The sequence below is a fragment of the Kitasatospora sp. NPDC057692 genome (assembly GCF_042799475.1).
In the GTDB taxonomy this organism is placed as follows: Bacteria; Actinomycetota; Actinomycetes; order Streptomycetales; family Streptomycetaceae; genus Kitasatospora.
The window spans coordinates 37,620-57,124 of the sequence record NZ_JBHVIV010000003.1; the positions used below are offsets into that span (position 1 = coordinate 37,620).

The 19,505-nt window shown below is 75.1% G+C and carries 19 protein-coding genes; 13 read left to right on the forward strand and 6 right to left on the reverse strand.

Features of this window, described 5'->3' with window-relative positions; translation table 11 throughout:
* Positions 1-5 precede the first annotated feature (5 nt).
* Positions 6-557: a hypothetical protein gene (locus ACFVFS_RS02375; RefSeq protein ID WP_380619189.1), complete on the reverse strand. Its 552-nt coding sequence runs from the start codon at positions 555-557 to the stop codon at positions 6-8.
* 154 nt (positions 558-711) lie between these two features.
* Here ACFVFS_RS02375 and ACFVFS_RS02380 point away from each other — a divergent pair, with 154 nt between their 5' ends.
* From ACFVFS_RS02380 to ACFVFS_RS02395, 4 genes are all read left to right on the forward strand, one after another.
* Positions 712-1,437, forward strand: a complete 726-nt coding sequence (locus ACFVFS_RS02380) for a response regulator transcription factor (RefSeq protein ID WP_380619191.1) — start codon at positions 712-714, stop codon at positions 1,435-1,437.
* Complete coding sequence (locus tag ACFVFS_RS02385; protein ID WP_380619193.1) at positions 1,434-3,020, forward strand: ATP-binding protein; 1,587 nt, start codon at positions 1,434-1,436, stop codon at positions 3,018-3,020. Before ACFVFS_RS02380 ends, ACFVFS_RS02385 begins: the two co-directional genes overlap by 4 nt.
* A gap of 215 nt (positions 3,021-3,235) precedes the next feature.
* Entirely contained in the window at positions 3,236-4,873 is a 1,638-nt protein-coding gene (locus ACFVFS_RS02390; RefSeq protein ID WP_380619195.1) for a cellulose binding domain-containing protein, read from the forward strand.
* A gap of 163 nt (positions 4,874-5,036) precedes the next feature.
* Positions 5,037-6,437 carry a glycosyltransferase 87 family protein gene (locus ACFVFS_RS02395; protein WP_380619197.1) on the forward strand — a complete coding sequence of 467 codons (1,401 nt, stop codon included), beginning with the start codon at positions 5,037-5,039 and terminating at the stop codon, positions 6,435-6,437.
* 41 nt (positions 6,438-6,478) lie between these two features.
* Here the strand turns inward: ACFVFS_RS02395 and ACFVFS_RS02400 are convergent, their stop codons facing one another.
* On the reverse strand, positions 6,479-6,910 hold the full coding sequence (locus ACFVFS_RS02400; protein WP_380619199.1) for an SsgA family sporulation/cell division regulator: 432 nt from the start codon (positions 6,908-6,910) through the stop codon (positions 6,479-6,481).
* Positions 6,911-7,331: 421 nt separating this feature from the next.
* Between ACFVFS_RS02400 and ACFVFS_RS02405 the strand changes: the two genes are divergently transcribed.
* The 6 genes from ACFVFS_RS02405 (at position 7,332) to mycP (ending at position 13,817) form a co-directional block, all read left to right on the forward strand.
* Complete coding sequence (locus ACFVFS_RS02405; RefSeq protein WP_380619201.1) at positions 7,332-8,726, forward strand: RDD family protein; 1,395 nt, start codon at positions 7,332-7,334, stop codon at positions 8,724-8,726.
* A gap of 89 nt (positions 8,727-8,815) precedes the next feature.
* The gene (locus tag ACFVFS_RS02410; RefSeq protein WP_380619203.1) at positions 8,816-9,541 is read left to right on the forward strand and encodes an RDD family protein; all 726 of its coding nucleotides are present in this window, start codon (positions 8,816-8,818) and stop codon (positions 9,539-9,541) included.
* A gap of 153 nt (positions 9,542-9,694) precedes the next feature.
* On the forward strand, positions 9,695-10,411 hold the full coding sequence (locus ACFVFS_RS02415; RefSeq protein ID WP_380619205.1) for an endonuclease V: 717 nt from the start codon (positions 9,695-9,697) through the stop codon (positions 10,409-10,411).
* Positions 10,412-10,505: 94 nt separating this feature from the next.
* Positions 10,506-10,958, forward strand: coding sequence for a hypothetical protein (locus tag ACFVFS_RS02420; protein WP_380619207.1), 453 nt, complete (start codon positions 10,506-10,508; stop codon positions 10,956-10,958).
* Positions 10,959-11,002: 44 nt separating this feature from the next.
* Positions 11,003-12,454 carry a PPE domain-containing protein gene (locus ACFVFS_RS02425; RefSeq protein WP_380619209.1) on the forward strand — a complete coding sequence of 484 codons (1,452 nt, stop codon included), beginning with the start codon at positions 11,003-11,005 and terminating at the stop codon, positions 12,452-12,454.
* A 127-nt stretch (positions 12,455-12,581) separates the two neighbouring features.
* On the forward strand, positions 12,582-13,817 hold the full coding sequence (mycP, locus tag ACFVFS_RS02430) for a type VII secretion-associated serine protease mycosin (RefSeq protein ID WP_380619434.1): 1,236 nt from the start codon (positions 12,582-12,584) through the stop codon (positions 13,815-13,817).
* Here the strand turns inward: mycP and ACFVFS_RS02435 are convergent.
* Positions 13,808-14,377 (reverse strand): GNAT family N-acetyltransferase, encoded by a 570-nt coding sequence (locus ACFVFS_RS02435; RefSeq protein WP_380619211.1) that lies wholly within the window; start codon positions 14,375-14,377, stop codon positions 13,808-13,810. The two genes, mycP and ACFVFS_RS02435, sit on opposite strands and share 10 nt — an antisense overlap.
* A gap of 58 nt (positions 14,378-14,435) precedes the next feature.
* Positions 14,436-15,083, reverse strand: coding sequence for an NAD(P)-dependent oxidoreductase (locus ACFVFS_RS02440; RefSeq protein ID WP_380619213.1), 648 nt, complete (start codon positions 15,081-15,083; stop codon positions 14,436-14,438).
* 137 nt (positions 15,084-15,220) lie between these two features.
* On the opposite strand from ACFVFS_RS02440, the gene ACFVFS_RS02445 reads away from it, so the two are divergent.
* Positions 15,221-15,727, forward strand: a complete 507-nt coding sequence (locus ACFVFS_RS02445; protein WP_380619215.1) for a winged helix-turn-helix transcriptional regulator — start codon at positions 15,221-15,223, stop codon at positions 15,725-15,727.
* The gene (locus tag ACFVFS_RS02450; protein ID WP_380619217.1) at positions 15,724-16,296 is read left to right on the forward strand and encodes a DinB family protein; all 573 of its coding nucleotides are present in this window, start codon (positions 15,724-15,726) and stop codon (positions 16,294-16,296) included. Before ACFVFS_RS02445 ends, ACFVFS_RS02450 begins: the two co-directional genes overlap by 4 nt.
* Positions 16,297-16,344: 48 nt before the next feature.
* On the opposite strand, the gene ACFVFS_RS02455 is transcribed toward ACFVFS_RS02450, so the two are convergent.
* Positions 16,345-16,824: an RNA polymerase sigma factor gene (locus tag ACFVFS_RS02455; protein ID WP_380619219.1), complete on the reverse strand. Its 480-nt coding sequence runs from the start codon at positions 16,822-16,824 to the stop codon at positions 16,345-16,347.
* A 554-nt stretch (positions 16,825-17,378) separates the two neighbouring features.
* Entirely contained in the window at positions 17,379-18,128 is a 750-nt protein-coding gene (locus ACFVFS_RS02460; protein WP_380619220.1) for a hypothetical protein, read from the reverse strand.
* A gap of 256 nt (positions 18,129-18,384) precedes the next feature.
* Here ACFVFS_RS02460 and ACFVFS_RS02465 point away from each other — a divergent pair, with 256 nt between their 5' ends.
* Positions 18,385-19,500 carry a hypothetical protein gene (locus tag ACFVFS_RS02465; RefSeq protein ID WP_380619222.1) on the forward strand — a complete coding sequence of 372 codons (1,116 nt, stop codon included), beginning with the start codon at positions 18,385-18,387 and terminating at the stop codon, positions 19,498-19,500.
* Positions 19,501-19,505 lie beyond the last annotated feature (5 nt).

Sequence of the window (19,505 nt, forward strand, 5' to 3'; positions counted from 1 at the left end):
CCGGGTCAGCGGATGACGGTGTCGACCCGCGGCGGGTAGCCGTTCCAGGAGACGATCACCGAGTTGGCCTGGTTGTCCTTGGTGAAGTCCACCCGGAGCCACTGCGGGCCGTTCCAGACCTGCATCTGCCATCCCGAGTCCGGGGTGGCCGAGACCAGCGAGGCCCGGTCCGGCTGGAGGTCCAGGGCGACCTTGCCGCCCGGGACGGGATAACTGTGCACGGAGGATGTGGTGCTGCTGACCGGTGCCGGGCGGTGCGGGGTCGGCGCGGCGGCCGACGGGGTGGCGGGGGCCACCGGCCTGGGCGGGGCCGCCGACGCCCGGCCGGTGGACGGCGCCGCGGTCGGGCCGGGGCGGTCGGCCGACTGCGGCTGCGTCGCCGCGGGCGTCGGCACGGGTCTCGCCCCGTCGGCCGACGCCGGCGAGGGCAGCGGCAGCGCGGTGGGCTGTTCGAAGGCGTCGCCGGTCAGCACGGCGTGCACGCCGAACCAGGACAGCGCCACCGCCGCCCCGGTGGCCGCCGCCCAGGCGCCGAGCTGTACCAGTCCGTTCCGCATCGTGCGCACATCCTGCCGTATCTCCCGGGCGCGCAGGTGGGCGCCCCGGTACTTCCACAGGGAACTTGCACAAGTGCGGCCGGCTCCCCGCAGACCGGTGCCAACCAACCCGAGGTACAGACCATTCGGGGCCGATGGCGTACCGTGCAACCCCATGGCAACAGTGCTCGTGGTCGAGGACGACCCCTTTGTACGATCCGCCCTCATCCGCCACCTGACCGACACCGGCCACGCGGTTCGCAGCGTGGGCACGGCACTTGAGGCGCTGCGCGAGGTCGCCCAGGTCGGCTGCGACCTGGTGATCCTGGACCTGGGGCTGCCGGATCTCGACGGCAGCGAGGCGCTCAAGATGATCCGTGGCCTGACCAACGTCCCGGTCATCATCTCCACCGCCCGGGACGACGAGGCCGAGATCGTCCGGCTGCTCAACGACGGGGCCGACGACTACCTGGTGAAACCGTTCTCCGGGGAGCACCTGAGCGCCCGGATGGCCGCCGTGCTGCGCCGGCTCGGCGGCGGGGCGGCCCCGGTCAGCCAGGTGCTCAGGGTCGGCGGGCTGGCGATCGACCTCCAGCGCCGGGAGGCCTCGCTGGACGGGCGGGGGCTGGACCTGACCCGGCGTGAGTTCGACCTGCTGGCCTTCCTCGCGGCCCGGCCGGGCGTGGTGGTGCCGCGCAAGGAGATCCTGGCCGAGGTCTGGCGGCAGACCTACGGCGGGGACCAGACCATCGACGTGCACCTGTCCTGGTTGCGCCGCAAGCTCGGTGAGACCGCGTCGAGCCCGCGCTACCTGCACACCGTGCGCGGGGTCGGGGTCCGGCTGGAGGCGTCCGGACAGGCCGCCGGGCCCGGGCCCGTCCCCGTGGAGCGCCGGACATGAGGCGGTTGCGGCACTCGCTGCGCTGGGCCCTGATCAAGGCCGCCGTGGCCGGGACCACCATGGTCGCGCTGGCCTTCCTCATCCCGCTCGGCCTGATGGTCCAGCAGACGGCCCGGGACCGGGCGTTCACGGCCGCCGAGCGGCAGGCCGCGGCGCTCGGCCCGGCGCTGGCCATCACCACCAGCGAGGACGCCATCGCCCGGGCGGTGGCCTCGACGGACGCGGGTGCGCAGGGGCGGATGGCGGTGCACCTGCCGCCGCCGGAGGGCGCCGCCGGGTCGGGTACCGGGGCCGCCTCCGGCAGCGGTACCGCCTCCGGCGGCGGCACCGCTGCCGGTCCGGCCGGCGCCGCGGGCGGGGTGGCCGCGGCGCCGGGCGGGACGGGGACGGCCGCGGGCGCGCCGGGGACACCGGGGGTGGCCGCCGCGGCGGCCACCGGGCCCGCGGCCGGCGCGACCATCGGCGAAGTCCGGGCGCTGGACGCCGACGTGGACACGGCGGGCGTCCAGGGGCGCTCCTTCACGGTGCAGGTCCCGGGTGGCTTCGCGCTGCTCCAGCCGGTCGCCGTGGACACCACGCGGACCGCCGTGGTCGAGGTGTTCGTGGCCGACGGCGACCTCACCCGGGGCGTCGCCACCGCCTGGCAGGTGCTCTCCGGGGTCGCGCTCGGGCTGGTCGCCATCTCGGTGCTGGTCGCCGACCGGATGGGCGCCCGGATCGTCGCCTCGGCCCGCCGGCTCGCCGCGGCCGCCCGCTCGCTCGGCTCGGGCAACCTCGCCGTCCGGGTGCCGGTGGACGGCAAGCAGGCCGCCGGCAGCCCCGTGGAGCTGCACGAGGCCGCCCACGCGTTCAACGCGATGGCCGACCGGGTCGTCCAGCTGCTCGCCGCCGAACGCGAGCTGGCCGCGGACCTGTCGCACCGGCTGCGCACCCCGCTGACCGTGCTGCGGCTGAACGCCGCCTCGCTCGGCGACGGCGACGCGGCCGACGCCACCCGGCACGCGGTGTCGCAGCTGGAGCGCGAGGTCGACCAGATCATCCGCTCGGCCCGCCGGGCGCCCGAGGACGCGCCCGCCGTCACCGTCGGCTGCGACGCCGCCGAGGTGATCCGGGAGCGGGTCGGCTTCTGGTCCGCGCTCGCCGAGGACGAGGGCCGCCCCTGGCAGCTGGCCGGCGCCGACCGCGAGACGCCCGTCCCGGTGCAGCGCGGTGATCTGGCCGCGGCGGTGGACGCGCTGCTCGGCAACGTCTTCCGGCACACCGCCGTCGGCACCGCCTTCTCGGTGGACGTGCTGCCCACCGAGAGCTCGGTGATCGTGCTGGTCGGGGACGCGGGCCCGGGCTTCACCGACCCGCAGGCCGCGCTCAAGCGCGGCGAGGGCCACGGCGGCGAGGGCTCCACCGGCCTCGGGCTGGACATCGTCCGCAAGCTCGCCGAGGCGACCGGCGGCGATCTCGCGCTCGGTGCGTCGGCCGTGCTCGGCGGTGCGGAGATCCGGCTGCGGCTGCGCACCCGGCAGGACGGCACCGCTCCGGAGCGGACCGGAAGACGCCGCGGCCGCGGCTCGCTGTTCCCGCGCTGAACCGGGCCGCCGCGGGCTGGGTGGCGAAAGGTTTCAGCGCTTCGTACGGGCCCTGGGAGACCAGGGGGAGGGGTGTGCCGTCTTTTTCTTAAGCGCGCCGTAAGGGAGTTCTACCCCTGGCTCAGCAGGCGGTTTCCGGCCATTGCGCGCCATTAGCGTCATCGGCGGCGGTCACCCCCCGACCGCCCACCTGCCAGCTCCGGAGGTAAGCCCCCATGACGACCCAGCAGCCGCACCGCCGCCAGGGAGGCCGCCGTCGGCGCAGCCGCAAGGGCCTGCTGATCGGCGCCTCGGCGGTCGCCGCCGCCCTGGTCGCCGGAGGCGTCGTCGTCCTCGCCTCCTCGGCCAGCGCCGCCTCGCTCGGCGCCGTCTACAGCCGCACCAGCAGCTGGGACTCCGGCTTCACCGGCCAGTACCTGGTCACCAACCCGGACGGCAGCGCCATCGAGGACTGGACGCTCAGCTTCGACCTGCCGGCCGGCGCCAGGATCGACTCGCTCTGGAACGCCACCTTCACGGCCGAGGGCCAGCACATCACCGTCCGGCCGGAGGCGTGGAGCAAGCGGCTGGAGGCCGGCAAGAGCATCGTGGTCGGCTTCGTCGCCCAGGGCTCCGGCGCCGCGCAGGCCGAGCCGGGCAACTGCCTGATCAACAAGGCCTCGTGCAAGCCGGGGGACGGCACCGCGCCCACCCCGTCCGGCCGCCCGACCACCACCCCGACGGCCTCCCCGTCCGCCTCGGCCTCGGCCACGGCCACCGCGGTGCCGACGCCGACCGCCACCGCGACGGCGACCGCCACCGGTGCGCCGAGCCCGACCGCCACGGCGACCCCCCGGCCCACCACCCCGGCCCCGACGGCCACCGCGACCGCCACCGCCGTCCCCACCACCCCGGCACCCACCGCCACCGCGACCGGCACCCCCGCCCCGGCCGGCGGCGCCGGCTTCGCGCCGTACGTCGACACCTCGCTCTACCCGCCCTACGACCTGGTCGCCACCGCCAAGGCCACCGGGGTCAAGGACTTCACCCTGGCCTTCGTCGTCTCCGGCGGCGGCTGCACCCCGAAGTGGGGCGGCGTGAGCGACCTCGCCGCCGACGCGGTGGCCGCCCAGATCGGCGCCCTGCGGGCGATCGGCGGCGACGTCCGGGTCTCCTTCGGCGGCGCCAACGGCACCGAGCTGGCCCTCGCCTGCTCCTCGGTCGCCGACCTCACCGCCGTCTACCAGAAGACCGTCGACGCCTACGGCCTCACCAAGGTCGACTTCGACGTCGAGGGCGGCGCCATCGCCAACGCCGCCGCCAACACCCGCCGCGCCCAGGCCATCGTCCAGCTGCAGAAGAACGCGGCCGCCAAGGGCAAGGCCCTGGACGTCTCCTACACCCTGCCCGTGCTGCCCTCCGGCCTGACCCAGGAGGGCGTCAACCTGGTGGCCGACGCCAAGAACAACGGCGTGGCGATCGGCGCGGTCAACATCATGGCGATGGACTTCGGCGACGGCGTCGCCCCCAACCCGCAGGGCCAGATGGGCAAGTACGCCATCGCCGCGGCCACCGCCACCCAGGCCCAGGTGAAGAGCGTGCTCGGGCTCGACGACGCGGCCGCCTGGCGCAAGGTCGCGGTCACCCCGATGATCGGCGTCAACGACGTCGCCAGCGAGGTCTTCACCGTCGCCGACGCCAAGCAGCTCGCCGACTTCGCGAAGAGCAAGCACCTGGCCTGGCTGGCGATGTGGTCCGGCACCCGCGACAAGGCCTGCGAGGGCGGCGCCAAGGCGTACGCCGACGCCAGCTGCAGCTCGATCGTCCAGCAGCCGCTGGACTTCACCCGGGCCCTCGGCGCCTACACCGGCTGACCTCCGCCCCACTGACCCCGGCCGTCCGTGCCCCGACCGCAGCGGGGCACGGCCGGCCGGTACCACATCCCGGGCAACTACTCTGCGTGATCGACCCGATCCGGGGCGGCCCCAGGGCATCGGGTATCGTCGCTGGTTGGCCGACCGGCGGACGGAGCGAAGAGTGACAGCGGTGCAAGACGAGCGCGGCGCGGTGCCCACCGCACCGGACCGGGCGCCCGCCCCCCTGTCGGACCGGCTGCGCACCGCCCTCGGCGCACCCGCGCGAGCCCTGCGCGAGGCCCCGCGCCGGCCGCTGCTGGCCGCCTCCGCGGTCGCGTTGTTCTCCCTGCTCGCCTACGCGGTGGTCCGGCACTTCGCCCACACCTCGATGGTGGACATGATCGTCTACCGGGCCGAGGGCGCCGCCGTCGCCAACGGCGGGGACCTCTACGGACTGCGCGTCACGCAGTGGGACCTGCCCGCCACCTACCCGCCGTTCGCCGCGATGCTGTTCGTGCCGACGACCTGGTTCCCCATCCCGTTCCTACGGGTCGCGGTCACGCTCTGCAACCTCGGCCTGCTCGCGCTGTTCACCCACCTGTCGTTCAAGCTGGTCGGCTGGCCGCGCCGGGACCTGCGCGCGATCGGCGTCGTCCTGGTCACCGGCCTCGGCGTCTGGCTCGAACCCGTCTACACCACGCTGCGCTACGGCCAGATCAACCTCGCCCTGGCCTGCCTCATCCTCTGGGACCTCACCCGGCCCGACGCGCGCCGCAGCAAGGGCGTCGCGATCGGCATCGCCGCCGGCATCAAGCTCACCCCCGGCCTGTTCGCGGTCTACCTGCTGCTCACCGGCCGGGTCCGGGCCGCGTTCGTGGCCGGCGCGACCTTCCTCGGCACCTTCCTGATCGGCGCGCTCGTCCTGCCGGACGCCACCTGGGGCTTCTGGACCAAGTACCTCTACGATTCCTCGCGGGTCGGCAAGACCGAGATCGTCGACAACCAGGCGCTCAGCGGCGCCGTCGCCCGGCTGCTGCACACCGCCGAACCGGGCACCGCCGCCACCCTGGCCTCCGCCGCCGTCGCGGTGGCCGGCCTGGGCGTCGCCGCCTGGGCCGCCCGCAGCTCGCGCCACCTGTCGCGCTCCGAGGCCTGGGGCGTCTGCTGCGCCGCCGTCACCGCCGTGCTGATCTCGCCGATCAGCTGGACCCACCACTGGGTCTGGTGCGTGCCGCTGCTCGTCCTGCTCGCCTGCGAGGCGGCGGTCGAACGGGCCCGTCCGGCCGCCGTCCGGAAGGTCCGCTGGCGGGCCGCCTTCGCCGCCACGCTGATCGCCTTCCTGTCCTTCGCGATGTGGCTCGCCAAGCCGCAGGGCGCGCTGGTGCTGGAGCTGTCGCCGCTCCGCCAGATCCCGACCTCGGTCTACCCGCTCGTCGGGACCGCCTTCCTGCTGGCCGCCGCGCTACGCGTGCGCGCCCGGCGCCTGGCGCCCGGCGCGCCGCCGGCGGCGCTGCCCGGACAGCGTGGCGGCGGGCGGCCGGACTCCGCGCGCGAGCGTCAGCAGGCCCCCGCGGCCCGCTGAGTCGGCCGGGTCGCCGGGGGCGGGGCGGCGGCTCGCGGGCCTCACGCGAGCAGCGCGGCCAGCGAGCCGTCCATGTCCAGCGCGGCCATCTCGCTGCCCGGCGGCACCAGGCGGTGGGCCCGCTCCAGCCAGGCGGCCACCGCAGGCAGCGGCGCCTCCAGCAGCGCGTCCCCGGCCGGCGAGCTCAGCGCCAGGCAGAGCACGCTGCGCCGGCCCTTGGAGGTCCCCCCGGCCAGGGCCGGCCAGATCCGCACGTCGCCCTGGCCGCACGGCCGGAAGGTGCCCTCCACCAGCAGCTCGCGGGCGAACACCCAGGTCACCGGCGAGCCGGTGTCCAGGTGGAAGGTGATGTGCACGGCGTAGGGGTCGTGCACGCCGTAGGACAGCCGGGCCGGGACGGGGACGCTGTGCTCGGGGGAGAGCACCAGGTTGAGCTCCAGCTCGTGCTCGACCACGCTCGTCGGGCGCTCCATGATCGGATCCTCTCTTCCTGCGGTTGGTGCCCGGTTCCGGGCCCTGTGACCTTGAAGAGCGCGGCCCGGGAGCGCTCTTACACGGGTTTCCGGGATTTCTCGGGATTTTCTTGCGGAGATCCGTCGGCGGTGGTGCGGGGAGGGGTGAAGGCGGGACGGCGGGCGCGCGGTCGGGCGTACGCGCCGTCTTCCTTACCGTGGGCGGCCTCGGCCTGTCCGGTGAACGGCCAAGTTCGCTCGGCCCACCCGCCGAGGTACTACCCTTTGTGACTGTCCGGCGACTGTCCGCCTCCTCGGTGGCATCTCCGCGGTGGCACTTCCTCGCGCGCCGACGGCGGAGCCGCCCCGGTCGCCCGTGCCACCGTCGTGCACACCCCCTCGCCGGGCGCGCCGCATCGGCCTGCCAGGAAAGCGAGCCCCCATGACGGACCGGCCCCTCGCCGGCGGCAGCACGGACACGGCCGCCGGCCCTGCGCCGGGCTACTACCCCGACCCCTCCATCCCCGGATTCGTCCGCTACTGGGGCGGCTCCGCCTGGGTGCCCGGCACCAGCCGGCCGGCCCCGGCGGAGGGCGAGGTGCTCGAACCGCCCCGGTACGCGACCCGCCGGCCGGGGGTGGCGGGCGGCGGGGCCGGGGCGGGGCGGCGCGTGCCGCCTCCGGTGGCGGCGGCGTCCCCGGCGGGGCCGGTGGAGTCGGTGGAGTCGGTGGGGCGGGCACCGTCCGGCGGGGACACCGGGCCGGTGTACCTGGACCAGACGGGCGGCGGCGCCTCGTTCACCTTCGCGGTGCCGGAGAACGGGCCGGTGTTCCGCCGTGGCGGGGAGCGGGCGCCCGTCGCGGAGCCGGCGGCGGGGGTCGGGGCCGAACCGGTGCCGGAGTCGGCGCCTGAGCGGGAGCCGGGGCCGGGGCGGGAGTCGGTCGGATGGCAGGCGGACCCGTGGGCGCAGCACGGGCGGATGGGGCGGGGCCACGGGTCGCACTGGGTGTCCTGGGGCGTGCTGCCAGGGACGGCGGAGGAGCCTCCCGCCGCAGGGTCCGTCCCGGAGCGGGCGAGCGCCCCGGAGCCGGCGGGTCCGATGCTCATCCCGGTGGTGTCGGCTTCGCCCGCCGCGCCGTCGGGTCCGGGCCCGGACCCGGCCGCGGATCCGGCCCTGGCGGTGGAGGCCGTCGAGCCCGGGCCGGCCGTCGAACCCGCTCCGTCGACCCCCTCGGCCCCGTCCCCTCCGGCCGCCACCCGTCGCGCCGCCACCGCCGTCCGGCCGTCGCCCGCCGCCCCGCGCCGTCGGGCAGGGGCGACCCCGGCGCCCGCGCCGCTGCCGGCCGGGCTCGGGCGCCGCCTCGCCGCCCGCCTGGTCGACACCGCCGTGCTGGCCGTGGTCGCCGTCGCCGCGGGCGTCCCGCTCGGCCGCTCGGTCGAGGCCCACCTCCAGCGCAAGCTCGACCAGGCCCGGATGGCCAGCCACCTCACCCGCCGCCAGATCGACGTCTGGCTGGTCGACGGCACGGTGGTCGGCAAAGCCGCTGTCCTGCTCGGCATCCTGCTCTTCGTGGGCCTGCTCTACGAGGTCCTGCCGACCGCCCGCACCGGCCAGACCTTCGGCAAGCGGCTGGCCCGGATCCGGGTGGTCGCGGTGGCCCGGCCGCCGGCGGCCGCCGCCCCGGCCCGTCCGGGGATCGGCCGCTCGCTGGTCCGGTGGCTGGTCAGGCAGCTCTCGATGCTGCTGATGGCCGGCCTGCTCTGGCCGCTGTTCGACCGCCCGGCCCGCCGCGGCTGGCACGACCGGGCCGCCCGTACCCGGGTGGTCCGGCTCTGACGCTCCACCGCCCGCCGCCCAGTGGCCCCGTCGGACAAAACGGAGTCAATATCCCAAGTTCGTACAATGTGTGATGTTCTACTCGGGGCATGAGCACCTACGACCCCTCAGGCCCCGAGCCGGAGGGGGGCGGCAAGCCCTCCTTCGGCAAGCAGCCCCCGCAGCCGGGCGGCGGCACGCCGGAAGGTGCGCCGTCGGACCCGTACGGCACCCCGCCCCCCGCCGGCCCGCCGCCCGCCGACGGCCCCGGCGCCTACGGCGGCACCTACGGCGGCGCTCCCGCAGGCCCGCCCTACGGCCAGAACCCCTACGGCGGATCGCCGTACGACCAGCCCCCGCCCGGCTACGGCCCCGCCGGGTACGGCGCGCCCGGCGGCGGCCCCGTCCCCGGGATGCCCCCGCTCGGCAGCTGGCCCAACCGGATCCTCGCCCGGCTGATCGACTACCTGCTGGTGCAGGCCGTCGCCCTCCTGCTGGTCCTGCCGTTCGCCAGCCTCTCCGACCGCTCCGGCTCGGCCGGGTCCTTCTGGCTCGCCTGCGGGCTCTACCTCGTCTACGAGGGCGTGATGCTCGGCCGGGACGGGCAGACCCTCGGCAAGAAGGCGATGAAGATCCGGGTCGCCATGCTGGTCGACGGCAACTCCCCGACCCAGTCGGCCGCCTGGACCAGGGCGGCGGTCTTCATCCTGCCCGCCGTGCTCTGCTGCGCCGTGCTCTGGTGGCTCATCGACGGCCTGTTCGGGGTCTTCGACAAGCCGTACCGGCAGTGCATCCACGACAAGGCGGCGAAGACGGTGGTGGTCTCCACCGCCTGAACCGGCCCCCTGGCCGTCTGCGCCGACCGGCGTGCGGGTGGCGCACGCCGGTCGGGCGCGTCCGGGCGGACTCGCCCCCGGCGCCGTCCGCCCCGCTCGGTACGGTGGGCGCGACCGCACCACCACCGCTCCGCGCACCCTGGGGGAACCGCCGTGCCCATCCCCGCCGACTGGCCCACCACCGAGGCCGAGGCGCTCGCCGAACAGGAACGCCTGCGCCCGCTCGTCCGGTCGGACGGTGCGGGTGGCGGCGCGGAGGGCGGTGGTGACGACCGGCTGATCGCCGGGGTCGACGTCGCCTACGACGACGACCGCGACCTCGTCGTCGCCGCCGCGGTGGTCCTCGACCGGACCACCCTCGCCGTCGTCGAGGAGGCCACCGCCACCGGGCGCATCGCCTTCCCCTACATCCCCGGCCTGCTCGCCTTCCGCGAACTCCCCGCCGTACTCGATGCCCTCGACGCCCTCACCCACCGCCCCGGCACCGTCGTCTGCGACGGCTACGGCCTCGCCCACCCGCGCCGCCTCGGCCTCGCCAGCCACCTCGGCGTCCTCACCGGCCTGCGCACCCTCGGCGTCGCCAAGACCCCGTTCACCTTCGACCACCACGAGCCCGGCCCCGCCCGCGGCGACTCGTCCCCGCTCACCGACCCGGCCACCGGCGAGGAGGTCGGCCGCGCCCTGCGCACCCGGCCCGGCGTCAAACCCGTCTTCGTCTCGGTCGGCCACCGCATCGGCCTCGCCGAAGCCGTCGAGACCACCCTGGCGCTCGCCCCCCGCTACCGCCTCCCCGAGACCACCCGGCACGCCGACTCGCTCTGCCGCCGGGCCCTCGCCGCCGCCGCGAGTCCGGCACCGGACGTGAACTGACGGCACGCCAGGGGGCGGCCCGTGTGTTAGACATGACCGACTCACCAGAACCGTCAACGACACACCGGCCGGACGCACGGGGGAGGCGCCGCACGTGGCAACGGGGAACGGAACGGGATCGACCGGCGGATCGGGGCGCGGCTACCGCGTGGAGGTCGAGCAGCTGCGTGCCTTCGCCGCCCAAGTGCGGCTGCTGCTGGCCGAGTTCCAGCACCACGCCGACGGCAACGCGACCCACGGCCGCAGCGGCATCGGTCCCGCGTCGCTCGGCACCTTCGCCGAGGCCACCGACCTGCACGGCCGCTACCAGACCATGCGGGACGGCTTGCGCGACGTCCTCAACCAGCTCCAGGAAGCGGTCGACGAGGCCCAGAAGAAGGCCGAGCTCACCGCCACCAACTACGAGGAGCAGGAGCAGCAGACCAAGTCCAAGCTGAAGCTCGGCGACGACGGCTGGTCGGTGGCCAACCCCTCCGCCACCAGCTACGCGACCTACGGCTGGACCGTCGCGCAGGCCCAGCACGACGACGGGAAGGGCGTCCGGTGAGCTACACCGATTTCAACAAGTACAGCCACGCCGAACTCCGCCGGATGGTCCAGACCCTCAACCCCGGCGAGGTGATGGCCGCCGCCGACCCCTGGCGCCGCGCCGCCGACACCCTCAAGGCCATCCGCGCCACCCTCACCCGCGCCAGCACCGAGGCCGCCACCTCCTGGGAGGGCAGCACCAGCGACGCCTTCCACAGCCGCATGCTCCACCTCGCCACCACCATCAACACCGCCGCCTCCTACGCCAACGACGCGGCCATCACCCTCAAGGCGATCTCCGAGGCCATCGACAAGGCCAAGGCCGACATGCCCGAGGAGCCCAGCGGCATCGCACAGCTCAAGGACGCCGTCGGCGACACCTTCTCCTCCCTCTTCGGCGCCGACGACGAGGACGCCCGCACCGACGTCGCCAACCAGAAGAAGGCCGAAGCCGCCACGGTCCTGCAGACCCTGGCCATGCACTACCGCACCGCTGCTCCGATGCTGAAGCCCCCGCAGCCTCCGGGGCCGCCGAGCAAGGGCGGCGGAAGGGGTGACTACTCGGAGTTCCCGGAGGACGACACAGGCGCCACCGGTTACGCGGCTGTGGGCGGCTTCCTCAGTGGTGTCGGTGTCGGCAATTCCGGTGCGGGCACTGGAGGGGTTCCGGCGGCCCGTCCGCGGGAGGGGGCCGTGTCGGATCCCCGGACGGGTGACGCCGCACGCTCGAACCCGCAGGGGACGGGCCAGTCGTTCTCGAAGGCGCCGGCCGCTCCTTCCGACGCGGGCATCAAGGGCGGGGTGGCGATGCCCCCGCCCAAGGCCGCGCCGGTGACCTTCGGGGCCGGAACCGTGGTGGATGGCGCTGCCGCCGTTCCTGCGTCCGCCGGACAGCCTCTTTCCGGGGGGAGCAGTACGTCGATCCTCGGTTCGCCGGGGACTGGCGGAAGCCAGTCCCCGGCCGGGCAGCCTGCCATGCCGCAGGGTGGCCACGGGGGAGGTACGTCCAACTCGAGCGGGCTCCCGCAGCCGTTCGGTCCTGTCGGCAAGCAGGGGGCGGGCGCCGCGCGGAGCGGGCAGGCCGGGCCGGAGGTCGTGGGCGGTGGCCGCGAAGCGGCACAGGGGCGGACCGGAGCCGGCCGTAGTGGTGCGCCCTTCGGCGTCGAGGGCACGTCGGGCGTGGTCGGCAGCGGAACCGTCGGCGCAGGTTCCGCCCGGGGCGGGGGCGCGGCCGGTCGGACCGGAGGCACGGTCATCGGTGTCGGAGAGCGTTCCGGAAAGGGCGGCGGCCGGGAGGCCTTCACCGAGGGCGGCTCGGGCCTGGGGGCGCGCGGACGGGTTCGGTCGGAGACCGGAACAGGAAGTCCGCTGACGCAGACACCCATGGTTCCGCTCGGCAGCGCCGACCGAGGCAGGAAGGACGATGAGAAGAGACGGCGGCGCCCCGACTACCTCGTCGAGGACGAGGACACCTGGACGTCGGGCCATCCGGTCAATCCGAACGTGGTGGAATGACGCCCAACCTGCGGGTTCGGGCCGATCGATCGGCTGTCCCGTGGTCTTCCGGGCCGCGGGGTGGCCTCTGCGCTGAGTGGGGTGGCGGGACTTGAGGAGTTGGCGGCTGAGTCGCGGGGTGGCCGTGATGCTGGCGGGCGGGCTGGTGGCGACCGTGGCCGCGAATCCCGCCCACGCCGACAGCGTGCGCGATGCGCAGTGGCCGCTCGAGACGTACCGGGCGGAGTCGGCAATCTGGCCGATCTCCCAAGGAGAAGGCGTCACGGTCGCGGTCATCGACAGCGGTGTCCTGAAGGAACATCAAGACCTGACGGGGCAGGTGCTGGCAGGGGTGGACTTCACCGGCGAGAAGACCGACGGCACGGTGGACGTGGACGGTCACGGCACTGGCATGGCGAGCCTTATCGCCGGTCACGGCCACGGAACCGGAGCCGGCATCATGGGCCTGGCCCCGAGGGCCAAGATTCTTCCGATCCGAGTCATGCTGGAGCAGTCACTGCTGCCGCAGTCGGACACAGCCAGGGCGATCCGTTATGCCGTCGATCACGGTGCGAAGGTCGTCAACATGTCGATCGGTGGACCCTCCGGAGCCGACCCAGATGAGCGCGCGGCGGTCAAGTACGCGCTCGACAAGGACGTGGTTCTGGTAGCGAGCACGGGAAACGACGGTGACAAGAAGGGTGCCGTGGAGTACCCGGCAGCCTTCCCCGGGGTCGTTGCGGTGGGGGCGGTGGACCGCAACGGCCGGATCTGGGAAAAGTCGAGTTTCGGTCCCGAGACCACCCTGGTGGCGCCGGGTGCGGAGGTCCCCCATGCAATTGCCAAAACGACGAGCGCGCATGGCCTCGGTAACGGCACCTCCGACGCCACCGCCTACGTCTCCGCCACCGCCGCGCTGATCCGGGCGAAGTACCCGGACCTCTCCGCCGGACAGGTCATCAACCGGATGATCAAGAGCGCCGCGCCGCCCGCCGACGGGTCGGCGGTGCCGAACAACCGCTACGGGTACGGGCTGTTGTCGCCGGCGAAGGCGCTGGAGGCGAATCCCGCCGTGGACGGGGGGCCGCGGGAGAATCCGCTGGCCGGGCGGGCGGAGGCGCAGGCGGCTCCCTCCGTAGCGCCGGTCGAGGAGGAGTGGGGCTCGCCGCCGCCGGTGGCGGTGCCGATGACCGCGGAGAACCGCGGCGTGAAGTGGGTGCTGGTGGGCACGGCGGGGGTCGCCGGCGTGGTGCTGGTCGGGGTCGTGGTGGCCGTGCTGCTGGTGGTGCGCGGGCGGCGCCGCCGGGAGCGGGCCGCCGCCGCTGCGGCGGCGGGGTACCAGGGGTATCCGCCGCCGCAGCAGTGGCCGCCGTCTCAGGGGTGAGCGGCGAGCCACTCGGGGCCGAGGGCGGCCATCCGCAGGACGTCGTGGTACTCGCCGGCCCAGTGGTGGGCCTGGCGGGCACGGCCCTCGTGGTGGAAGCCGGCCTTCTCGTAGGCGCGGGCGGCGCGGGGGTTGTAGGCGTAGACCTCCAGTTCGACCCGGTGGAGGCGGACGGTCGCGAAGGCGTGCCGCAGGAGCAGGAGGGTGGCCTCGGTGCCGAGGCCGCGGCCGGTGCTGCCTGGGGTGAGGGCGATCCGGTAGTGGGCGGAGGCGTTGTCGGGGTCGAGGTCGTTGAGGGCGAGTTCACCGAGGAAGCGGCCGGTGGCGCGGTCCTCGACGGCGAGGTCGAGGCGGTCGGGCTGCTCGGGTCGGGTGGCGCACCAGTCGCGGATCTCGTCGTGGGTGAACGCCCGGCGGGTCCCGGTGAGGCGGTTGGTCTCCTCGTCCGCGGTGAACCGCCACATGGGGTCGGTGTGCCGGGCGGTGAGCGGGACGAGGGCGACGGTGGCACCGGGCAGGGTCGGCTTGTGCGCGAGCGCGCCGGGGTCGAAGGTCGGCATGGCGGTCAGGATGGACCGGAACGCTCCGATCCCTCCACTGATTTCACGGGCCGGCGGCTCACTCGGCGACGGAGATCTGCTCGCGGTGGCGGGCGGCCGGGCCGGTGAGCTGGTCGGCGACGGCCGCGGCGAGGTCGGCCTGGGCGATCCGTGCGCCGAGGACCTGCGGGCCGCCGGTGCGGTAGCGGCCGGTGCCGGGGGCGGTGCGGTCGAGGTCGAGGGGCGGGGTGACGACGGTCCAGTCGAGGACGGCGGGGGAGTCCCGGAGGAGGCCGAGGGCGGCGGCGTGGCCGAGGGAGAAGGCGCGGTGGGCCGGGGGGAAGGCGGGGTCGTCGTGGAGGGCGACGCCGGGGGCGGTCTCCAGGGTGGTGGCGACGCCGACGTGGACGAGCCGGCGGACGCCGGCCGTACCGAGGCCGGCGACCAGGGCGCGGACCGCGGCGGGGTAGAAGTCGCCGGAGGGGACGTCGGGGGTGTAGACGCTGCTGACGGCGGCGGCGTGGCCGCGGGCGGCGTCGGCGACGGCGGCCGGGTCGGTGACGTCGCAGCGGACCAGGGCGGTCCCGGGGCCGGCCAGGTCGGCGTGCCGTTCGGGGGCGCGGACGGCGGCGGTGACGGTCAGGCCGCGTCGGCGGGCCTCGGCGACCACGGCGCGGCCGACCTGGCCTCCGGCGCCGAACACGATGACATCGGTGGTGGGGTTCACGGGGTCTCCGTCCGTTCGTCAGGGGCGGTGCCGGGCGGGGGCGCGATCGCCGCCCGCCGTTGCCGTGACGGTAGAACGGGGGGTGCCGGTTACTTCAACGGTACCGGCGGGCACGTCCGTTCGGTTACCGTCGGGGAATGACCAGGACCGCGCCCGCGCCGCTGCCGGCGGACTTCTTCGATCCGCACTGCCCGGTGCAGCGGGTCCCCGTGCTGGGCAGCAGGAAGTGGGCGTGGAAGATCGTGCGCTGCCTGGAGGGCGGACCGCGCCGTTTCTCGGAGCTGCGGGTGCCGCTGGTGGGGATCACGGCGAAGGTGCTGGCCGAGTCGCTGCGGTCGATGGAGAAGGACGGTGTTGTCAGCCGAACGGAGTACGCGGAGAACCCCCCGCGGGTGGAGTACGCGTTGACGCCGCTCGGCCGGACGCTGCTGGGGCCGATGGACGCGGTGTGCGACTGGAGCCGGGCCAACCTGGCCGACCTGCTCGCGGCCCGCGAGGCCTTCGAGTCCTTCGAGGCCCCCGAGGGCGCCGGGAGCGGCGGTGAGGCCGGCGCCGGGAGCGTCGGCGCTGGCAGGATTTCGGCGCCCCCTGGCGCTGACGCCGCTGGTGGGAGCGGTGCGGGCCCGGTCATCCTGGGCGCATGACCACTTCCGAGCACCTCAGCGGCACGACCGGCGACGACGCGATCGTCCCCGACACCAAGGACTGGACCTGGGTGCTGGAACGCCCCTGCGCGGACTGCGGGCTGGACTCCGGCGCGGTCGGCCGGGAGGACGTGGCCGGGATGATCCGGGCCAACGCGGCGGGCTGGGCGGGGGTGCTGGCCGGGGAGCCGGAGGCGCTGCGCCGCCGTCCGCGTCCGGAGATCTGGTCGGACCTGGAGTACGCGTGCCACGTCCGGGACGTCTTCCGGCTGTTCCACGTCCGGCTGAACCTGATGCTGGCCGAGGACGACCCGCTGTTCCCCAACTGGGACCAGGACGCGACGGCCGTCGCCGAGCGGTACGGGGAGCAGGAGCCGGCCGCGGTGGCGGGGGAGCTGGCGCGGGCCGCGGAGGTGCTGGCGGCGGCGTTCGAGGGGGTGTCGGGCGCGCAGTGGGCGCGCACCGGGAACCGCAGCGACGGGGCGCGCTTCACGGTGGAGTCGTTCGCCCGCTACCTGGTCCACGATCCGGTCCACCACCTGTACGACGTCACGGGCGAGCGGGTCTGAGGGAGCCGGCGGGACGGTCACCGGCTCAAGGTCGTCCCGGTCCGGGACTCACCAGCCGGAGGCCTCGCGCAGCATGGTGCGGCGGAGCCGGCCGGCCACGCTGGCGGTGTCGGTGCCGATGACGTCGGCGATCTCCGGTGCGGCGAGGCCGACGACGTAGTGCAGGATGGCGAGGTCGTCGTCGGCGGGCCGGCCGGGCCGGTCCTGGGTGTCGGGACGCTCCTGGGCGTCGGGGCGGCCGGAGGACGGGCCGCTCGGCCGGGTGTGGTCGCCGACGGTGTCGCGCAGGATCTGCCAGGCGTGCGCGGTGGGGTTCGAGCTTCCCAGCAACTCGCGCCACTGGACGGCGATTTCGGCGAAGGCCTGCCGGACGGCGAAGGCCGCCCGCTCCGGGTCGGGCAGCCAGACCCGGGCGTAGCTGAGGTACCGCGGTCGGTGCAGCTCGCAGAACGCCGCGAACTCCAGCGGTACGGCGGGTTCACCGGCCCCCTGCGGCGGCTCGGCGGTGCTGTCTTGACGTGGGGTCATCTCGGCTTCTCGGCAAGTGAGATGGGCTTCTGACGGTCGATCATCTGTGCTCACTCTACGGTAGGCGCTCGGTGCGCTGGGTGACCAATCGGCCGGATTGCCCGGAAGGCGCCGCCGCACGGCCGGTTCCGGCGGTGGCCGGGCGGAGGGGTGCCGATGGGCGGTGCGGCGGTGGCGGTGGAGCGGGGAGTGGTGCGCAGTGGTGTCAGAGGCGTGGGTGCGGAGCTTCGTGGCCGGTCAGCGGGGTGGCGCGGCCGATGGTGACGGCCTGGCGGCGCGCCACCGCAGAGGGTGTGATGTGCCACCGTAGGCGGTTCGGCGGTTCTCGTCCACGCCTGCGGCGCGAAGCCGCGCCCGCACCACCGTGCGCACCACCGCTCGCGCGCTGGTCGGGTCGCGCCGGACCCCGCCGGGCTGCGGCGATGGCGCGCGCGGGCCCGTGGCGGCGCCCCCGGAGAGGGGGCGGAACGGTGGGCCGGCCCCGTCGCACGCGTCCCGCGTGCCCGGCCCTTCGACGGTGGATCGCCGTGTACGAGCTGAAGGTTGACGAACCGTCAGGAGTTGGTTCGGCGGCCCTCCGCCGAGGCGATCCGGTCGTCCGGCGAGGCGCCCCGGGCGAGCTGGGCGGGGAACGCCTCGACCGCCCGTCGGCGGGCGAGCCGCGCGGCCGCCGCAGCCGCGGCCCCTGCGGTCCCGGCCGCCTCCGTGGCGGCGCTCAGCCGCTCCTGCTCGTGCTCCCGTCCCCGGACGTCCGCGGCCCCGTGCTCCGCGGTCGCGTGCTCCACGCCGTCCCGCCCGGCATCCTGCCGGGTCTTCCGGATCTCCTGGGTCTGCTGGGCCTGTTGGGCCTCCTGTTCCTCGCGGGCCGCCTCGTGGGCGGCCTCGTGAACGGTGTCGTGGCCGGTGTCGCGGCCGGCCTCGTGCGCGGCCTTGGCGGCGGAGCGGAGCCGGGCCGGCCCGGTGCCCCGCCGGGCCCGTCCGTGGGCGGTGCGCGCCGCCTGTTCCTCGGCCACCTGTCTAGCCGCCAGGTAGGCCTGGACGGCGGCCATCCCGTAGACGGGCTGGATCAGCTGGTGGCCCTTGAAGAAGGGGCGGGCGGGGGCGAATCCGGCGGCGACCACCAGATCGCGGATCTCGGCTATCTCCGCTTCGCTGCGAGCGGTGAAGCGGACCTCCCACCCCTTCTTGTAGGTATGGCCCTGTGCGCCGCTACGGCGGGCCGGGTCCGGCCGGCGGACGTATCCGGGCAGGCGTCCGAGGCGGAGCTGGGCCGCGCGGAGGCCGGCGGTCTCGTCACGTGACATGTACTAAGGGTAGGCAATCCGGCGGGCTGGAGTGACGCCCGGAGGTGACTTCGCCGTATGTGCTTGATCACGCAGGGTCAGACGGCCTGGTGGTCGATCGATGATGATCGAGTATGACAAGCAGCTGATCGCCCATTCCTCCGAATGGGTGAGGGTATGAGGACTTAAGTGCAGCCTGATCCCGGTTTCGCGACGGTTGGGTAACGGTGCGTCAGGCGGCCGCGACTCGCTCCGGGGCGTTGGGGATGGTGTCGGCATGAGCTACCGGATTCCCACGCCGCCGCCGTCCCTGGAGGAACTGGCGCGCCGTCAGCAGAACGTCCTCACCGCCGGCCAGCTGCGCGCCCGCGGGGTGCCGGCCCGGACCATCAGCGGGCACTGCCGCCGCGGCGGCCCCTGGCAGCGGCTGCTGCCCCGGGTCTACCTGCTGCAGTCCGGCGGCCCCTCGCCGGAGCAGCGGATGTGGGCGGCGCTGCTCTACGCGGCGCAGAGCGGCCGCGAGGGCGGCCGGGGGGACGGCCTGGGGGACGGCCGGGAGGACGGCCGCCGCGAGGGCGCCGTGATCACCGGAGCGGCCGCGCTCGCGCTGTACGGATTCGCCGCCGTGCCCCGGCTGCCCGCCGTCACCGGGGTGGACGTGCTGGTGCCCCGCCAGCGGCGGCTGAAGGACGCCGGCGAGGTGCGGATCCGCCGCACCGAGCGGGAGTTGGTGGCCCGCTCGGTGCACGGGCTGGCCTGTGCCCCGGTGGCCCGGGCGGTGGCCGACGCGCTGCGCGAGTGGACGTCCGGCGACCGGAACGGCGAGCGGGGCGGCGCATGGGGCGGCGGGCCGGCCGGCGAGCGGACCGGCGGGGGAACGGCCGCCCGGCCGGTGCCGGTCCGCGAGGTGCTCTGCGAGGCCGTCCGCCGCCCCGAGCTGCGCTGCTCGGTGCGCGAGCTGGCCGCCGAGCTGGCCGAGTCCGGGCTGGTCGCCGACCCCCGGGTGCGGGCCGTGCTGGACGGCCTGCTGGCCGCCGAGCGGGACCGGGTGCTGGAGCGGGTCGGCGAGCTGGTGGACGAGTGGCTGCTGCCGGTCCCGATGGCCGGCCCGGAGCTGCGGATGCGCGGCGGCACCTACGTCGCCGTCCCGGACCTCTACTGGCCGCAGGCGGGCGTCGCGGTCGAGGTCGATTCGGAGCTGCGCTGCGTCAGCGAGGGCGAGGCGGCCTGGGCGCGCGGCGGCCAGCACCGGATGGAGTACCTGGGGGTGCGGGTGGTGTACGTCTCCGGCGCGCGGCTGGCCGAGGACCCGGACGCGGTCGGCGCCGAACTGCGCGAGGCGTTCCGGCTGGGCGGGACCGACGTGGTGGAGCTGCTGGCCACCGGGTGGTGACACCC